The organism is Kribbella endophytica, assembly GCF_054781295.1.
The window spans coordinates 2,424,215-2,439,885 of the sequence record NZ_BAAGUR010000001.1 but is presented as its reverse complement, the minus strand read 5'-3'; the positions used below and the strand labels follow the sequence as shown (position 1 = coordinate 2,439,885).

Annotated in this window: 19 protein-coding genes; 10 read left to right on the top strand and 9 right to left on the bottom strand. The window is 68.0% G+C overall.

The window, feature by feature from the left end:
- Window positions 1-189 precede the first annotated feature (189 nt).
- From ACYVIO_RS11665 to ACYVIO_RS11640, 6 genes are all read right to left on the bottom strand, one after another.
- A complete protein-coding gene (locus ACYVIO_RS11665; protein WP_460650704.1) occupies window positions 190-1,413 on the bottom strand; it encodes a choice-of-anchor P family protein in 1,224 nt (407 codons plus the stop codon).
- 272 nt (window positions 1,414-1,685) lie between these two features.
- Window positions 1,686-1,982 (bottom strand): DUF1416 domain-containing protein, encoded by a 297-nt coding sequence (locus ACYVIO_RS11660; RefSeq protein ID WP_460650703.1) that lies wholly within the window; start codon window positions 1,980-1,982, stop codon window positions 1,686-1,688.
- A 1-nt stretch (window position 1,983) separates the two neighbouring features.
- A complete protein-coding gene (locus tag ACYVIO_RS11655) occupies window positions 1,984-2,832 on the bottom strand; it encodes a sulfurtransferase (protein ID WP_460650702.1) in 849 nt (282 codons plus the stop codon).
- Between the two features lie 11 nt (window positions 2,833-2,843).
- Window positions 2,844-3,296 (bottom strand): DUF4395 domain-containing protein, encoded by a 453-nt coding sequence (locus tag ACYVIO_RS11650; RefSeq protein WP_460650701.1) that lies wholly within the window; start codon window positions 3,294-3,296, stop codon window positions 2,844-2,846.
- A 306-nt stretch (window positions 3,297-3,602) separates the two neighbouring features.
- Window positions 3,603-4,049: a thioredoxin family protein gene (locus ACYVIO_RS11645; RefSeq protein WP_460650700.1), complete on the bottom strand. Its 447-nt coding sequence runs from the start codon at window positions 4,047-4,049 to the stop codon at window positions 3,603-3,605.
- Window positions 4,050-4,094: 45 nt separating this feature from the next.
- Window positions 4,095-4,523: an HIT family protein gene (locus tag ACYVIO_RS11640; RefSeq protein ID WP_460650699.1), complete on the bottom strand. Its 429-nt coding sequence runs from the start codon at window positions 4,521-4,523 to the stop codon at window positions 4,095-4,097.
- A gap of 60 nt (window positions 4,524-4,583) precedes the next feature.
- Between ACYVIO_RS11640 and arfB the strand changes: the two genes are divergently transcribed.
- The 4 genes from arfB to ACYVIO_RS11620 are packed head-to-tail and all read left to right on the top strand — an operon-like array spanning window position 4,584 to window position 6,840.
- The gene (gene arfB, locus ACYVIO_RS11635) at window positions 4,584-5,009 is read left to right on the top strand and encodes an alternative ribosome rescue aminoacyl-tRNA hydrolase ArfB (RefSeq protein ID WP_460650698.1); all 426 of its coding nucleotides are present in this window, start codon (window positions 4,584-4,586) and stop codon (window positions 5,007-5,009) included.
- A 36-nt stretch (window positions 5,010-5,045) separates the two neighbouring features.
- On the top strand, window positions 5,046-5,663 hold the full coding sequence (locus ACYVIO_RS11630; protein WP_460650697.1) for a hypothetical protein: 618 nt from the start codon (window positions 5,046-5,048) through the stop codon (window positions 5,661-5,663).
- Window positions 5,660-6,238, top strand: coding sequence for a hypothetical protein (locus ACYVIO_RS11625; RefSeq protein ID WP_460650696.1), 579 nt, complete (start codon window positions 5,660-5,662; stop codon window positions 6,236-6,238). The genes ACYVIO_RS11630 and ACYVIO_RS11625 overlap by 4 nt, the downstream gene beginning before the upstream one ends.
- A complete protein-coding gene (locus ACYVIO_RS11620; RefSeq protein WP_460650695.1) occupies window positions 6,235-6,840 on the top strand; it encodes a hypothetical protein in 606 nt (201 codons plus the stop codon). Before ACYVIO_RS11625 ends, ACYVIO_RS11620 begins: the two co-directional genes overlap by 4 nt.
- Here ACYVIO_RS11620 and ACYVIO_RS11615 read toward each other — a convergent pair.
- Window positions 6,794-8,182: a hypothetical protein gene (locus ACYVIO_RS11615; RefSeq protein ID WP_460650694.1), complete on the bottom strand. Its 1,389-nt coding sequence runs from the start codon at window positions 8,180-8,182 to the stop codon at window positions 6,794-6,796. The genes ACYVIO_RS11620 and ACYVIO_RS11615 overlap by 47 nt on opposite strands.
- An 83-nt stretch (window positions 8,183-8,265) precedes the next feature.
- On the opposite strand from ACYVIO_RS11615, the gene ACYVIO_RS11610 reads away from it, so the two are divergent.
- The gene (locus ACYVIO_RS11610) at window positions 8,266-9,024 is read left to right on the top strand and encodes a class I SAM-dependent methyltransferase (RefSeq protein ID WP_460650693.1); all 759 of its coding nucleotides are present in this window, start codon (window positions 8,266-8,268) and stop codon (window positions 9,022-9,024) included.
- 373 nt (window positions 9,025-9,397) lie between these two features.
- On the opposite strand, the gene ACYVIO_RS11605 is transcribed toward ACYVIO_RS11610, so the two are convergent.
- On the bottom strand, window positions 9,398-9,658 hold the full coding sequence (locus ACYVIO_RS11605) for a MoaD/ThiS family protein (protein ID WP_460650692.1): 261 nt from the start codon (window positions 9,656-9,658) through the stop codon (window positions 9,398-9,400).
- A 142-nt stretch (window positions 9,659-9,800) separates the two neighbouring features.
- Between ACYVIO_RS11605 and ACYVIO_RS11600 the strand changes: the two genes are divergently transcribed.
- Together ACYVIO_RS11600 and ACYVIO_RS11595 are read left to right on the top strand one after the other, a co-directional pair.
- Window positions 9,801-10,514, top strand: coding sequence for a winged helix-turn-helix domain-containing protein (locus ACYVIO_RS11600; RefSeq protein WP_460650691.1), 714 nt, complete (start codon window positions 9,801-9,803; stop codon window positions 10,512-10,514).
- Window positions 10,515-10,719: 205 nt separating this feature from the next.
- A complete protein-coding gene (locus tag ACYVIO_RS11595; RefSeq protein ID WP_460650690.1) occupies window positions 10,720-11,031 on the top strand; it encodes a hypothetical protein in 312 nt (103 codons plus the stop codon).
- Window positions 11,032-11,096: 65 nt separating this feature from the next.
- Here the strand turns inward: ACYVIO_RS11595 and ACYVIO_RS11590 are convergent, their stop codons facing one another.
- Complete coding sequence (locus tag ACYVIO_RS11590; RefSeq protein WP_460650689.1) at window positions 11,097-12,764, bottom strand: bifunctional metallophosphatase/5'-nucleotidase; 1,668 nt, start codon at window positions 12,762-12,764, stop codon at window positions 11,097-11,099.
- Window positions 12,765-12,986: 222 nt separating this feature from the next.
- On the opposite strand from ACYVIO_RS11590, the gene mshD reads away from it, so the two are divergent.
- The 3 genes from mshD (at window position 12,987) to ACYVIO_RS11575 (ending at window position 15,620) form a co-directional block, all read left to right on the top strand.
- Window positions 12,987-13,895, top strand: a complete 909-nt coding sequence (mshD, locus tag ACYVIO_RS11585) for a mycothiol synthase (protein WP_460650688.1) — start codon at window positions 12,987-12,989, stop codon at window positions 13,893-13,895.
- A 211-nt stretch (window positions 13,896-14,106) separates the two neighbouring features.
- Window positions 14,107-14,715 carry a DUF6318 family protein gene (locus ACYVIO_RS11580; RefSeq protein WP_460650687.1) on the top strand — a complete coding sequence of 203 codons (609 nt, stop codon included), beginning with the start codon at window positions 14,107-14,109 and terminating at the stop codon, window positions 14,713-14,715.
- Window positions 14,716-14,873: 158 nt separating this feature from the next.
- Window positions 14,874-15,620 carry a PKD domain-containing protein gene (locus tag ACYVIO_RS11575; protein WP_460650686.1) on the top strand — a complete coding sequence of 249 codons (747 nt, stop codon included), beginning with the start codon at window positions 14,874-14,876 and terminating at the stop codon, window positions 15,618-15,620.
- The last annotated feature ends 51 nt before the right edge of the window (window positions 15,621-15,671 follow it).

Below are 15,671 nucleotides of genomic sequence, written 5' to 3'. Positions count from 1 at the left end.
CCCAGGTCTGCTTCTTCATCACGTCAGGCTAGAGAGCGGTCGGACCGCCGGCGTTCGCTGGCCGCAAGCTGCCGACGTACCGGACAAAGAAAACAGCCCCGGCTCGGATCCGAAGATCCGGCCGGGGCCGTTCTGGTGCCTGTCTGGATCGGTGAGGTTCGACTCAGTCAGGGAGGGTGTGTGGCTGGATCAGCCGATCACACCGGCGGCCGAGTGGCCCACGACAACCTTGGTGTTCAGGCTGTAGACATCGATCACCAGGGCGTTGACGGAGATGTAGCGGCTCTGACGCAGGACCTGGTTGAAGGTCAGCTTGGCGATGCCGGGGATCTCCAGCTCGGCGTTCTCACCGGTCTTGACCGGGTAGACCTTGTTGCCGACCTTGATCGAGGCGATGGTCGAGTGCGAGTTCAGACCGACCTTGCCGTCCTTGGTCTTCCACGCGGACGCCGAGGACTCGATGGCGCCGATGGACAGGTTCGCGACCTTGACACCCGCGATGTGCGAGCTGAAGTCGACGTAGGACTTGTTCGGGCCGATGTCGCCCCGCTTGGTGGTGAACGCGGCGCCGACGTAGGCGACCTTCGGGATGTTCACCTCGCCGACCGCGACGCGGTCGGTGCGCCCGCCAGTGCCCTGGCAGGTGGCCTGGTAGGAGGTCGGGCCCGACTTGACCAGCTTGTCGACGTTGGCCTTGGTGGCGTACGCGTCACCGATGACCAGCGCGGTGGCCGGCTTGGTGACCTCGGCGCGGGTCTTGAGGACCGCGACGTCGACACCTTCCGGGATGTACTTGTTCTTGACCGTGGCGTGCAGGACGACAGCCTGCGCGTACGAGTAGATGCCGGCGTCGGTCTTCACGCCGCCGACGCGGTTCAGCACGATGTAGCCCAGGCCCGGAACGGCGACCTTGGTGTTCGGCTTGGCCTTGAGCAGCGACGGAACGGTCACGGCGCCGATCTTCACGCCGGCGAAGGTGGTGCTGCCGGTGTAGTAGGTGACGCCGTTCTTGATCCACGCGGTGGTCGTGGTCTTGGCGCCGACCAGGTGCAGCAGGCCACCGACGCGGATGTCGGCCGCGGTGGCGGTCGAGGTCACGCCGTTGCCGCGCTTCTCCGCGAAGGCGAAGGTGTCGGTGGTGACGGTCTTGGCGATCGCCTGGTTGTTGACGTTCGCGGTCGCCAGGTCGTTGCGCGACTTGCGGTTCGCGTCGGTGGTGCAGCTGATCTCGGCCTTGACCTGCGGGCCGCTGGCAACGATGCCGCCCTGCACGTCGGTGCCGATCGAGTAACCGTTGTAGCCGTAGACCGGTGACGCGTTCGCCGAGCCCGAGGTGAGCGCGATCGTCGAAGCTACGCCGACAACCGCGGCAACGCCCACGGCAGCGAGCTTCTTGTTGATGCGGGGCTTCATTAAGACTTCTTCTCCCTGAGTGATGACGTGACCCAAACTCCGGGCCAGGACACAGACACAACTCAGTCGGTCGCAGTAGGTAACGAGGTGAAGGAAGTCCGTAACCAAACCGTTACTTAATTGCCTGACGCGCCGAGAACCCTGCAAATATTGGTGTTTCGGCACTTCTGGTGTACGAGTACTGGCGCCCGGCAACCAGTACGACGGACACAAGCCGAGGGGCCCGAGCGCGCAAGGCCCGGGCCCCTCAGGGTCGATCAATGTACAGAGCGTCAGACCGTGACGGCCACCTCGGCCACCTCGCCGTACTGCGCGACAACCTGGCGGTCGACCGGATCGGCCTTCGGCGCCAGCGTGCGCAGCGTCCAGCTGCCCGGCGCTGCGAAGAACCGGAAGTGCCCGGTCGCCGACGTCGGCACCTCGGCGGTGAACTCGCCGGAGGAGTCCAGCAGCCGCACGTACGCGCCGCCGACCGGGTCCTCGCCGCGCAGGACCTGGCCCTGGATCACGGCTTCCTTGTCGATGTCGACGCCCTTGAGGTCAAGGCCGCCCTTCTTGGCTCCGCACATGTCAGGCCTCCCCGGGCTCGTCGCCGAGCGCCACCGGTACGCCGACCAGCGAACCCCACTCGGTCCACGAACCGTCGTAGTTCTTGACGTTCTCCTGGCCGAGGATCTCGTGCAGCACGAACCAGCTGTGCGCCGAGCGCTCGCCGATCCGGCAGTACGCGATCGTGTCCTTGCCGAAGTCGACACCGGCCTCGGTGTACAGCTTCTGCAGCTCGTCGTCGGACCGGAAGGTGCCGTCGTCGTTGGCCGCCTTGCTCCACGGGATGCTGGCCGCGGTCGGGATGTGCCCGGCGCGCTGAGCCTGCTCCTGCGGGAGGTGGGCCGGGGCGAGCAGCCGGCCGGCGTACTCGTCGGGGCTGCGCACGTCGACCAGGTTCTTGACGCCGATCGCCTTCTCGACCTCGTCGCGGAAGGCCCGGATCTCGAGGTTCGGCTCCTTCGCGGCGTACTCGGTGGCGTCGCGCTTGACCACCTCGTCGGTCAGCTCGCGGCTGTCCAGCTCCCAGCGCTTGCGGCCGCCGTCGAGCAGGCGGACGTCACCGTGGCCGTAGAGCTTGAAGTACCAGTACGCGTAGGCCGCGAACCAGTTGTTGTTGCCGCCGTACAGGACGACGGTGTCGTCGTTCTTCACGCCACGCTCGGACAGCAGCGCGGAGAACTGCTCCTGGTTGACGAAGTCGCGGCGGACCTGGTCCTGGAGGTCGTCCTTCCAGTCCAGCTTGATCGCACCGGCGATGTGGCCGGCGTCGTACGCCGAGACGTCCTCGTCGACCTCGATCAGCACGACGTTCTCGTCGGACTTGTGCTCCTCGACCCAGTCGGCCGAGACGAGAGCGGATTCCCTGCTCATGGTGCTGCTCCTCAGGTGGTAGTTGCGGGGTTTGGCGTACGAATGCGTTGGATCAGCAGATAGGCCTCGCAACCGAGGCACAGCCCGACCGCCGCGTTCACGAACGCGGCGACCAGGGCGAATCCGGTGGCCACGACGCCGAGCACCTCGGCGCCGCTGATGTAACCGATCAGGCCGAGCACGGCGAAGACCAGCCCGACCAGCTGGGCGAACCGCGGCGGGGCCGCGTCCTCCAGCTCCTTCGGCGCGCCCAGCCGCGGCCGGACGAGTCGCTTGAACAACTGCCCGTACGGCGACGCCTGGACGCCGAACGCGACCGAGATCGCGAACACGACGGCCTGGACGGCCAGCGGCCAGGGGTTGTTCAGGATCAGCGTGAGCGCCAGGACGACCGTCGTCAGTGCCGCCGCGAACCGGAGTCCGCGCGGGTCGACCTGGGGGGTGACTGCCGCTTGCTGGGACATACGAACTCCTCGACAAGGAGCTGGATCGAGACTTGCCCGCCCGGCGTACCGCGGGAGGCGACGTACATCCGAACCGTGCTCAGCTGCCGGTTCCGGAGCGCTCGGGACGCCGCCTGGTCAGGGGCATCGACACAGGGACGAGCGCATGCGGCAGTTGTCCACTGCCCTGCGCTTGGTCAGCCATGTCGTGTAAGCCACGTGTCGAGAGTACGGAAACCCCGGAGACCCGCCAGCCGTGGTCCCACTTCCTGAGACAACTGATCGCGATGTGGGATGGGTGAATCGGTTCAGCGTGTACTACGCCGGTCAGCTGGCGCGGGCGACGGCCGTACCGAGGGCCGCGATCACGTCGGCCTTGCGCGGTGCGCCGCTGGCGCGGGTCACGGTGTCGCCGGTGGCGTCGAGGACCAGGACCGTCGGCGTCCGCAGGATGTTGAGCCGGCGGACGAGTTCGAGGTTGGACTCGGCGTCGATCTCGACGTGGCGGACGCCGTCGACCATGCCCTCGACCTCGGCCAGCACCCGCCGGGTCGCCCGGCAGGGCGCGCAGAACGCCGAGGAGAACTGGAGCAACGTCGCCCGCTCCCCCAGCTCGATGCCGATGTCGTCAGCCGTCAGCTGATCGCCGTTCTCCACCGCTCGCCTCTCCACCGCGCGCGTCGCGCGGAACCTTCCGTCGTACCAGGTCTTGAGCACGCTCAGCAGCACCCCGGCAACGACCGCGGCGACCAGCACGACAATCCCTGTACTCACAGCAATCGAGAGTACGTCGCTGCACTTTCAGATCCACGCGGCAGTTCACCCCTTGGACATGAGCCCCGCCGCCAGCAGCGCTCGGGGATCGCCGTCCAGCTGGTGCGCCGACCGGCCCGTTGGCCAGGGCAAGGAGTCGTCGCCGTCGCCGGGGTACCTCGGTACGACGTGCCAGTGCAGGTGGTCGAGGCTCCGGCCGGAGTCGGGGCCGGAGGCATTGAGCACGCAGACGCCCGTCGCGCCGAGCGCGTCGACCATCGCGCGGGCGACCCGGCGTACGAGCTCGGTGGTCGCGGCCAGGTCGTCCGGGCCGACGTCGAGGATGCCGAGATCGCAGTGCCGGCGCGGTACGACGAGCGTGTGGCCGGGCGCGATCTCCGAGCCGGGCAGGGGTGAGAAGGCCACGGCGGCCTGCTCCTTCGCGACCCACTGGGCGGAATCGGCGGCGATCAGGTCGCAGAAGACGCAGTCCATGGGGAGCAGTCTGGCGGTAATGCGCAGGCCTGGCCTGGGGATTTCGGGTTGAATGGGGGTGTGGACGGAGGGCTGACGGTGCGCGCCGGGGTGGTGATCCCCGAGGCCGAGCTGGGCTGGCGGTTCTCGCGCTCGAGCGGGCCTGGCGGGCAGTCGGTGAACACGGCGGACAGCCGGGTGGAGCTGATCTTCGACCTGGCGGCGACGTCCGCGCTGGGCGAGCCCCTGAAGAATCGGGCGCTCGAGCGGCTGGCGACGCGGCTGGTGGACGGCGTACTGACGATCGCCGCGTCGGAGCACCGGTCCCAGTGGCGCAACCGCGAGGCGGCTCGGGCCCGGCTGGCCAGCCTGCTGCGGGATGCGATCGCAGCGCCACCTCGGCAGCGGCGGGCGACTCGGCCGTCGAAGGGCTCCGTACGGCGGCGCCTGGACGAGAAGAAGCGCCGCGGCCAGACGAAGAAGCTGCGCGGCCGGCCCTTCGACTGAGCCCGTGGCGCCCCTCGCCGTGGATACGCTTCGGCCGTGCAGGAAACGGGGAGCGGGGAACGGGAGGAACTGCCCGAGCTGAAGGACCTCAAGGTCCGGGGGCGGTCGGTCAGGACCTGGGTGATCGGCCTGGTCGTCGTACTGCTCGCGGTCTCGGCCGCGTTCGGAGGCCTCGCGAAGGCCGCCGACGAGACCCCCACGGTCGGCGCGGGGACGGCCGTCGACGCCGGCCAGTTCAGCGTGACCGTGCAGCGGGTGGTCGTCGTCAAGGACCTCAAACCGCTCTTCACCCCCGACGAGGGCGGTGTCCTGATCGGCGTCGTACTCAAGCTCGAACTGACCGACAAGACCGGCGTCGAACCGCCGCGCGACCTGATCCGGCTGCTCGACGTCAACGGCGTCAAGCCGACCGACGGCCCGATCGGCACCACCAACCTGCGCGACCAGACCTCGGACCCGGTGCTCACCCCGCACTACGCCGAGGACGTCGCCTATGTCTGGAAGTTGCCCAAGGCCACCGATCTCCCGCGCGAGGTCAAGCTGAGCGTCCAGCACTACGAGTTCCGCGAGTCGGTCCTGGACCACCACGACAGCTGGACCAAGGACACCATCGCCGCCGAGGTGACCTCACCGGTGAAGGACAACACCAAATGACCCGCCGCAAGCTCGTCGACGGAGTCCTGGTCGCCGTCGTCCTGGTCGCGATCGTCGGTCTGTACCGGCTCACGCCGACCCCGAAGGACTTCCAGCAGCCGATCGCGGTCAAGGGCGTCACCGGTCAGGCCGTTCACACGCCACGCTTCGACTTCACCGTCGAGAAGGTCCGGATCAGCAAGAAGCTCCGGATCCCGCGGACGACGCCGGACCGCGACACGCTGACCGACTTCGTCGTGATCGACGCCGTGGTCACCGCGAACCGCGAGCCGATCCACCTGCAGAAGATCGGGATCCGGGCCAGTGACGGTACGACGTACGCCGCGGCGAACCGCAGCGAGCTGGACCGCAGCGACCTGACCGGCTTCCAGTTCGCGCCGGGTATCCCGGTCCGCGGCCCGCTGGTCGTCGAGATGCCGGCCGATCAGTTGCCTGGTGCAACCTTGCTGGTGCTGGAGAAGCAGATTTTCACCGATCTGGAGCCGCAGGCAACGATCGCGCTGGAGATCTCGAAGGACCAGCTCGACGGCCTGCGCGAGGACGTCGCGATCCTGAACCCGGCGGTGGAACGATGACCGCGCGCCGCGCCCGTCCGGGCTGGATCAAGCGCAACACGATCGCCCTGGCGTCGCTCGTTCTCACGATCCCGCTGCTCGGCTGGTGGTCGGTGCGCAGCGACTACGACTCCTGGTACGACAGCGAACCGCGCGACGCGGTCGAGGTCGCGGCCGGCGGTACGTCGTACCAGGACGCCACCTGGTTCGCGGCGAGCGTCGAGACGGACCCGTCGCCGCGAGCGAACCGGACCGGCACACCACTGCCCGACGGCACCACGCGGATCCGCGTCTACTTCCAGCTGCAGGTCGACGACGTCGCCAAGCTGGAGAAGCTCGGCGGTTGCCTCATGCACCTACGCGCGAACGACGGCCGGACCTGGGACGAGTCGATCCTGGACGACGAGTTCCAGGACCGCCCGACCGGTTGTACGGGTGGTTACGACGAGAAGCCGCAGAGCTGGCGGGATCCGCAGCTCGCGCCGTACTTCCTGAAGCCTGTCGCGGGTAAGCCGTACGAGACGGTGGCGGTGTTCGTCGTACCGACTGCTGTCGCCGCCGAGGTCCGGCCGACGATCACGTGGGAGACCCGGCTTCCGCAGTACCTGGCATTCCCGAGGTAGCGGCGGTCAGGTCGGTGACGCCGTGGTCCTCGCCACTGTCGCCGGTCGGGTGCACCGGCCGGATCCGCGGCTTGAGGTAACCGGCCAGGCCGCCGACCATCCGGTCGTACGCCGCCGCCAGCAACGCGATCTGCAGCATGATCTTCAGCGCCTCGACCGCCAGCCCGATCGGCTCGTCGATCACCTTCCAGAACTGCAGCGACTGCGGCCCGATCACGTAGTCGCGCAGCAGGATCCAGACCGCGCCGGCGGCGTACGTGACGACGGCCCAGGCCAGGAAGTAGCCGAGCATCGGCCGGATCCCCGAGCGCGCGACCAGGCGGAACGCGTCCCGGACCGGCCGCCAACGGTCCCGCCAGTCGGACACCATCGAGTTGCCGGCCACCTGGACCAGCCGCGGCGTGCGCTGCCAGCGGTTGCTGATCCGGTCGAACCGCCAGCGCAGCTGCTCGACCCGTTCGGCCTTCGGCACCGCCCGGCCGTAGATCACCGCGGTCATCGTGATCCACATCAGCGGCAGCACGGCCGCGCTCCACAGATCACCGATGCCTGCGGCAACGAATCCGGTGACGGCGTCCCAGATCTCCCGGATCCGCTCGACGCCGAGCACGTGGTCGAGCACCCAGAGGTAGGCGTCGTGGCCCCACTCCCACAGCTGCCGGTCCTTCAGCCACCCCTTCGGCGAGGGCAGGTAGGCCGAGGCCTGGTAGGCGACGACGAAGATCCAGAGCGCCTCGAGATAGGTGACGAACAGCTTGCGGACCGGGCCGCCGTCGCGCTTCTTCTTGAACCCCAGACGCAGCAGGTACGCCGCGATGCCGAGGCCGATGAACAGCCAGGTCGACAAGGCTTGCAGTCCGGTCGGCGTCTGCTGGATCGTGCCGCCGCTGAGTCCGGTGGCCAGATCGTCCATCAGGTTGTGCACGGCCAGCTGGTACTCGTAGTTCAGCGCCTCGCTCTGCAGGAACTTGTACGCCGCGTAGAAGGCGAGGAACGGCAGCAACGCCGACGCCAGCGCGTCGACCGCCCCCGCTTCCTTGCCCGGCTCGACGCCGTCCGGCGCGAGCACGCCCTCGGACACCGCCCGCCGGTGGAACGGCAGCTCACCACGCAGCACCAGGAACATCGCGACGTACATCGCCAGCGAGATCACCACCAGCAACGCCAGTACGGCGATCCCGGCCGCCTGCGCCCGCGCTCCTGCCTGCACGGCGACCCACAGCGCTCCGCGATGCAGCAACTCGGCAACCACGAAGACGGCCAGCAGCCGAGGCCACGCCCGCCCGAACAACCCCGCCGCCCGGCCCACCGTAGTGAGCAGGGTCCCCGTGTCCTGTGCCACAACCGCGCAATCTACCGGCCCAGGAGGCCGTCCTCGCGCGTAATCAGGTAGCCGCCGGGCCTTCGGGTTGGCACCATCGACCGGTGAACGAACGAGCCCTCAGCTTCGGATCCGTCGCAGCCACCTACGAGCGCTACCGCCCGGGCTACCCACCGGAACTGGTCGACGCGGTCCTGGAGTACGCGGCAACACCAGTCCACACAGCTCTGGAGATCGGCGCCGGTACCGGGAAAGCAACCCGAGCCTTCACCACCCGAGGCATCGCAGTCACCGCGACCGAGCCCGACCCCGCCATGCTCGCCGAGCTACGCCGCCAGGTCCCCGGCGCGACGGCCTTCCAGAGCGCCTTCGAGGACCTGCCCACCGGTACGACGTACGACCTCGTCTTCGCAGCCGCAGCGCTCCACTGGACCGAGCCGGCGGGCCGATGGGAACGCGTCTCAGCGCTCCTCAACCCGACGGGCGTCTTCGCCTCCTTCGGCGGCTCCCTCAACCTGGCCGACCCGGCCGTCGAGCAGGCGCTCCGCGCCGTCACCCGCCCCTACCTCGAGACCGACGATATCCCCTCGCCGGACGGCACCCCCGAGGACAGCCCCATGCAATGGCCCGGCACCGAACTCGAACGCTCCCCGCTCTTCACCGACGTCCACCAGTCCACCATCGAACGCCGCCTCACCATGCCCGGCCACGAGTACGTAGCCCACCTGTCCACCATCTCGGCGTACCTGCAACTCCCCGAGCAAACCCGAGTCCAGGCCCTCACCGAAGCCCTCCAGATCCTCCCCCTGGAAGTAACGATGAACGCCGACCTAACCCTCCACCTCGCCCGCCGCGCCCCGTAGCCCGCCAGGCCTCAAGCACCACCACGTCCCCCACGCGGGCACCCCACACGCTTCTCATCCGGCCGCTGCGGGCTCAGCCGACGCCGACCTCCCCGGCCGCATCGCAGGCAACCTTCACCACAGCGACGTACCAGAGAGAATCAGCCGCCGGCGAAGGGCGGCAGCCGCTGACTCAGCCCCCGGCGTGCGGCGGCAACTGCTGACTCAGCCGCCGGTCCAGCACCGACAGGCACGCGAACCCCCTCACGCTCTTCTCTTCCGGCCGCAGCGGCCTCAGCCGACGCCGACCTACCCGGCCGCATCGCCGGCAACCTCCACCACAGCGGCGTACCAGACACACAACAGCCTCCGGCGTACGGCGGCAAAGGCTGACTCAGCCGCCCGCAAACGGGGGCAGGGCGTCGACGAGCGCACCGTCCTCGAGCGTGGCCGTGAGCTCCACGCGCTCGCCGTCGACGAGGAACGTGCAGATGCCGAGCACCCGCGCCAGCTCCGGGCGGTCGGCGGAGACCGTGCCCACGAGTTCCTTGACCGAACCGGCGCGTGCGGTCGCGGTCGACTCCCCGGCCGCGGCGCGTGCGGCGGCGAAGTATCTGATCGTCACTTCCGGCATGTGGGAAGACGCCTCACTCATCGAAGGGTTCCTGGAGTATTATGTCAGCTTGCTGTTCCACACCAGTGTGTCTCGGGCCCCCGGCAATGACGCCGTTGGGGCCTGACGTGCTTCAGGACCGGATCGCTCACCCGCGATCCGCCGACCCGCACAAGGAGACAGCGTGAGCACGTTGTTGCTGCTGACGAACGCGCTGCAGGCCTCCACCGAGGTGCTGCCCTCCCTCGCCCTGCTCCCGCACCAGATCCGGATCCTTCCGTCCGAGGTCGCGGCCCTGGTGGACGCGCCCGACGCCGACGCGGTCCTGCTCGACGCCCGCCGTGACCTGGTCACGGTCCGCGGGGTGGCACGGCTGATCCGCACCACCGGCATCGACGTACCGCTGTTCCTGGTCGTCACCGAAGGCGGACTGACCGCGGTGAACGCCGACTGGGGCGCCGACGACGTCCTGCTCGACACGGCCGGCCCCGCCGAGATCGAGGCGCGCCTGCGCCTGGTGATCGGCCGCCTGGCCGCCGCCCGCAACGAGGACCCCGAGACCACACTGATCCGCAGCGGTGACGTCGTCATCGACGAGGCGTCGTACACGGCGAAGCTGAACGGCCGCGCGCTCGACCTCACGTACAAGGAGTTCGAGCTCTTCAAGTTCCTCGCCCAGCACCCCGGCCGCGTGTTCACCCGCGAGCAGCTGCTCCAGGAGGTCTGGGGCTACGACTACTTCGGCGGCACCCGCACGGTCGACGTCCACGTCCGCCGCCTGCGCGCCAAGCTCGGCCCCGAGCACGAGTCCCTCATCGGCACCGTCCGCAACGTCGGCTACCGTTTCGTCGTCCCGCCCACCACCAAGGAACGCGAAACAGCCGACTCCAAGGCCTGAGCTACGCCGTACGGCGTACTTGATTAACTGAGCCACGGCGTACGGCGCACCTCATCAGTCACACCAGTCACACGCGTCCCACCTCCGGCTGCTTTCCCACCCTGCAACGGATCTGACCGCCGACAGGCTGCACAACTTCGGGCTTGGACCGGCGTGTAGCCGGGGTGCTACCTTGCGTATTCGGTCTGTTCACGAAAGGTGACCGATGGCGCACGCTCCGACTTCGCACCGCCGCGGTGGTGGTGCTGCTCACGCAACGCATCGCAGCGATCCGTCCGACGGACCGATCCAGACGACCACCTGGCTCGGCCTGACCTTCGCCCTGGCTCTCGGCCTGCTGCTCAGCAGCCGCGCGCACGTCGGCGTCCACGCGGCCGGCATCACCTTGCTGGTGATGCTGATCCCGCTCACGCTCGCCGTCTTCGGCACCGGGATCCGTCGCGGCATCGGCTCCGGCCGCGCCGCCATCTCCACCGGCGTGGCCCTCGCCTTCGTCGTCCTCAAGTTCGTCCTCTGAACGCAACCGCCCGGATCACCTTCAGCAGAAGGCGACCCGGGCGATCGGCGTACCGAAGAACTTGATCAGGAGATGCTGATCCGGTCCGTCGGGCCAGGGGTGTACGGGTCGTGCGCGGCCAGGTACGCCGCGAACGCGTCGATGTCGAGCCCGCCGAAGAACTTGTTCGTCGCCGTGGTGAACGCCGGGAACCCGTCGCCGCCGTCGGACAGGAAGTTGTTCGTCACGATCCGGTACGACGTACCGTCCACGATCGGCTGCCCGGCGATCTTCACCGACGCCGCGTCCACCTTCGCGCCCGGCGTACCGGCCGGGTTGTAGGTGTAGGTGATCCCGGAGATCTGCAGCACCTTGTTCGCGGCCTGGTTCGGCCCCGAGAACTGCTGCTCCAGCAGCGCCTTGATCTGCGTCCCGGTCATGTCCATCGAGACCAGGTAGTTGTTGAACGGCTGCACCGTGAACGCCTGCCCGAACGTCACCGCGCCGCCGGTCGAGGCCAGGTCGGCCCGGATCCCGCCCGGGTTCATGAACGCGACCACGGGGGTCTTGCCACCGGTCACCGTCGACGGGTCGGCCAGCTGTGCGTCCGCGATCAGGTTGCCCAGCGGGGACTCCTGCGAGTCGTCCGGCGTACGGACCACCGACGGCGTCGTGATGTGGCCGATCACCTTGGACTCGATCGGCGCGACCAGGCCCTGGTACTTGGTGATCAGCTTGGTCAGCTCACGGTTCTTCGGCACGTCCTGGGTGACGATCAGGTTGTTGGCCAGCGTGTTCAGCCGGTCGACGTCGTGCGTCGTGTTGTTGATGCTCAGCCGCACCTGGGTGACGACCTTGCCGAACGACGACGCGCTCGTGACGAGCCGCGGCTTGCCGGCCGGGTCGTTGATCGAGCAGTTGTAGGCCTGGTGGGTGTGGCCGGAGATGACCGCGTCGATCGCCGGGTCGAGGTTCTTGGCGATGTCGGTGACCGGGCCGGAGATCCCCGGGCAGCTGTTGAAGGCCTTCGGGTCGCTCGGCAGCCCACCCTCGTGCAGCAGCACGACGATCGACTCGATGCCCTGCTTGCGCAGCTTCGGGACCAGCGCGTTCGCGGTCTCGACCTCATCGGTGAACTTCAGCCCCTCGACACCGGACTTGGTGACGATGTTCGGCGTCGCCTCGAGTGTCATGCCGATGAAGGCGATCTTCTGGCCGCTCTTGAACTTCTTCACCGTGTACGCGTCGAGCAGGGTCTGCTGGGTGTTGTCGAAGAACACGTTGGCCGACAGGTAGTCGAAGTCGGCGCCCTTGAACTTGGCCTTCTTGTCCGGGCAGGAGTTCTGGTTGTTCTGCCCGTCGCCGTCGTTCAGGCAGCCGCCGGTCTGCATCCGGAGCAGCTCGTGCCAGCCCTCGTCGAACTCGTGGTTGCCGACCGACGCGGCGTCCAGCCCCATCTCGTTCATCGCCTCGATGGTCGGCTCGTCGTGGAACGCGGCCGAGAGCAGCGGGGACGCGCCGATCAGGTCACCCGCGGCGACCGTGACGCTCTCCTGGCCCTGCGCCTTCGCGGCGGCGCGCAGGTTCTCCAGGTGGGTGGCCAGGTACTCCGCGCCGCCGGCCGGGGTCCCGTTCACGTTGCCGCTGGAGCTGGTCGCCGGGTTGGGCGCCAGGTTGCCGTGGAAGTCGTTCAGCGCGAGCAGGTTGATCTGGGTGTGCGTCGGCTTCGGTTTGGCCGGCGCAGCCTGGGTCACGGTTCCCCCCGTGGCCAAGCCGAGTGCCACCGCGGCTCCGGCAGCCAGCAGGGCAACCGCCCGCGGACCCCTGAACCACGTCTTGTCTCGTCCTGTGAAGGCCATGTCTACTCCGTTGTAGTTTCGGTCCGCAGTGGATGCGGTGCCGCGAAATTACCTGACACGTAGTGGACCGTCCAAGGACTTGGCGATGAACTGGCCAGGACCTTTTACGGTATTCACGTGACTCTCGAAGCAGTTCCCTCACCGTTGCCCTCGGCCACCGCGGCCGCCGTCACCGAACTCGCTCGCCTGGCCGCGCAGAGCGACGACGTCAACCCGCTGTCCGAGCAGACCCTGCTCCACCTCGACGGCGAGCATCACGGCGACCTGCACGTCCTCGCGTACGCCGGTGAGCCCGGAACCCTGGACGTCGCCGGCCTGGCCACCACTCCCGGCGACCTGGTCGGCTACGCCACCCTCGGCCCCGACGGATCCGCCGAGCTCGTCGTCGCCCCAGCGGCTCGCCGCCAAGGAACCGGTACGGCGCTGCTGCGCACCCTGATCGACCACGGCCGCGACAAGCTCCGCGTCTGGGCCCACGGCCGCCTGCCGGGCGCCGACGAACTGGCCGCTGCGTTCGACCTGAAGGTGACGCGCGAGCTGTACTTCTTACGCCGTACGAGCGCACCGCTCCCCGAGATCACCTGGCCCGACAACATCGAGGTCCGCGCCTTCGTCCCCGGCCAGGACGACGCCGCCTGGCTGAAGGTCAACGCCGCCGCCTTCGCCAGCCACCCCGAACAGGGCGCGTGGACGGCCGCCGACCTGACCGACCGCTTCAACCAGGAATGGTTCGACCCTGAAGGCTTCTTCCTCGCCGTCGACCGCTCGTCCGGGGAAGTCGCAGGCTTCCACTGGACCAAGATCGAGCACAACGAGGGCGAGGTGTACGTCGTAGGCGTCTCCCCGACCCACCAGGGCTCCGGCCTCGGCAAGGCCCTCACCCTCCAGGGCCTCCACCACCTCCAGGAGACCCGGGGCCTCGACGCCATCACCCTGTACGTCGACGGCACCAACACCCCTGCCCGCCGTTTGTACGAGTCCCTCGGCTTCACCACCGCCGCTCTGGACGTCCAGTACGCCCTGTGAACGGTGTCACACCGAAATCACTCGCTCACATCGCGTCATAAACCGGGTTGGTGGTCGTCCCACCACCAACCAGGAGCCGTCCGAGCCTCTCACCCCCCAGCCGGGCGGCTCCTGGCCCCCAACCCGTTGTCCACAGCCTGCAGCTTCTCCCCCGCACCGGTCCCCCACGGACAGTTACGATCGACCAGTCGACTACGGAGGGCTGACGAACGTGACATTCCGCAACAAGCTGACGGCCACCATCACCGCCAGCCTGCTCACCACAGCCCTAGCGGCCTGCTCCAACAGCAGCCCAGAAGCCGGCCGCCCGGACACGGCGCCCCCGCCGGCAACTGGTTCATCCACCACACCGTCGTCCTCTTCGCCGACAACGACCCCGTCGGAACAGGCGAGCACGGCCCCGGAGCGCCCCGCGCCGGCCGAAGGCCTCTCGCTTTCTGCTGCCGAGGCATTTCTAGGTCACTACCTCGCGCTGCTCAACTTCGCCTACGCGACCGGCGACACCACGCCACTGCTGGCTGCCAGCGACAAGGGTTGCGTGGGATGCAAAGGGACGGCTGACTATCTCACCAAGGTCAACGGACGGAATGGTGGTCTCGCCGGCGACTACGCCGACCGGTTGGTCGAGGTCAAGGAGATCTTCAAAGGCGCGTCCGGCAGGATCGGCGGGTCCTTGGCTGTTCAGTCCGGGAACTACGTCGAGCGAAGCTCGCCGTCAGCATCTCCGGTCCAGAAGAACGCCCACACGGAGACATGGCAGTTCACCCTCAGCGCGGCCGGCAACGCTTGGGTGATGTACGAAATAGAGGCTGACGGATGACTGTCAAAGCCATCGGAGCGGTAGCGGCCTTTGCGACCGTTCTCTCGGGGACAGTCTGCACCGCGACGGTCACGTCCGCGGCTCCGAACCAGGCAATGACGATTGGGCAGGACGAGCGCGCACTGACGAGAACGCCGCCACCGAAACCCAAAGGCAAGATGAAGCTCATCAAGTCCGGTGGGACGGTCACCCTCAGCAAGAAGGAGCAGAACCGCCAGGAACCCAGACCCGACTCGAAAAATAGCGATTCCAAGGAATCCGAGTCAGAGTCGAAGATCCGTACGCCGGCGGCGAACAAACGCATCACGCCGTTCCGGTTGAATACCGGCATCTGCGGATTGCCGGCTGCTGATGGCGGCGGGCGGATGGGGCCGGCGCGTTGTGAAGAGGCTGAGCGGTTGGAGCCGGATCAGCCGACGCCTTCGGTTGGAGTTCAGCGGGACTTGCCTCGGCCCGAGGACGTCACCTGGGAGCAGGTGCTGAGCGAGACCAAGAACGTGGCATTCCCGGGGTTGCGGGTGAAGGTGCAGCCCGCGGGGAAGACCCTGGTGAATCTGGACACGATCGTCTACACCGACCAGGCCAAAGTGTCGAATACGACCGTGATGCTGCTCGGGTTCCCCGTGGTGGTCGAGGCGACGCCGATGAGTTATACCTGGCGTTTCGGCGACGGGACGACGGTGACGACCGAGTCGCCAGGGAAGCCGTATCCGGCGAAGGAGATCACGCACAAGTACCTGAAGCGCGCGTCGGTGAGCATCACGCTGACGACCAACTACGCAGCCCGCTTCAACGTCGACGGCACCGGCTGGCAGTACATCACCGGCACCGTCCCGATCACCGGCCCCGCAACACCCCTCCAGATCCAGGAAGCCGTACCGGTCCTGGTGGATCCGCCGAATTGATGACGGTGTCCCGGACCGGCGTCGGACCAAGGCCGAGTTGGGGTTTGAGGA

What these genes read in the sequence shown, in the direction of transcription:
- ACYVIO_RS11665 (WP_460650704.1), bottom strand. Translation starts at nt 1,413, where the DNA reads ATGAAGCCCCGCATCAACAAGAAGCTCGCTGCCGTGGGCGTTGCCGCG.
- ACYVIO_RS11660 (WP_460650703.1), bottom strand. Translation starts at nt 1,982, where the DNA reads ATGTGCGGAGCCAAGAAGGGCGGCCTTGACCTCAAGGGCGTCGACATC.
- ACYVIO_RS11655 (WP_460650702.1), bottom strand. Translation starts at nt 2,832, where the DNA reads ATGAGCAGGGAATCCGCTCTCGTCTCGGCCGACTGGGTCGAGGAGCAC.
- ACYVIO_RS11650 (WP_460650701.1), bottom strand. Translation starts at nt 3,296, where the DNA reads ATGTCCCAGCAAGCGGCAGTCACCCCCCAGGTCGACCCGCGCGGACTC.
- ACYVIO_RS11640 (WP_460650699.1), bottom strand. Translation starts at nt 4,523, where the DNA reads ATGGACTGCGTCTTCTGCGACCTGATCGCCGCCGATTCCGCCCAGTGG.
- ACYVIO_RS11625 (WP_460650696.1), top strand. Translation starts at nt 5,660, where the DNA reads ATGACCCGCCGCAAGCTCGTCGACGGAGTCCTGGTCGCCGTCGTCCTG.
- ACYVIO_RS11620 (WP_460650695.1), top strand. Translation starts at nt 6,235, where the DNA reads ATGACCGCGCGCCGCGCCCGTCCGGGCTGGATCAAGCGCAACACGATC.
- ACYVIO_RS11605 (WP_460650692.1), bottom strand. Translation starts at nt 9,658, where the DNA reads ATGAGTGAGGCGTCTTCCCACATGCCGGAAGTGACGATCAGATACTTC.
- ACYVIO_RS11595 (WP_460650690.1), top strand. Translation starts at nt 10,720, where the DNA reads ATGGCGCACGCTCCGACTTCGCACCGCCGCGGTGGTGGTGCTGCTCAC.
- ACYVIO_RS11575 (WP_460650686.1), top strand. Translation starts at nt 14,874, where the DNA reads ATGAAGCTCATCAAGTCCGGTGGGACGGTCACCCTCAGCAAGAAGGAG.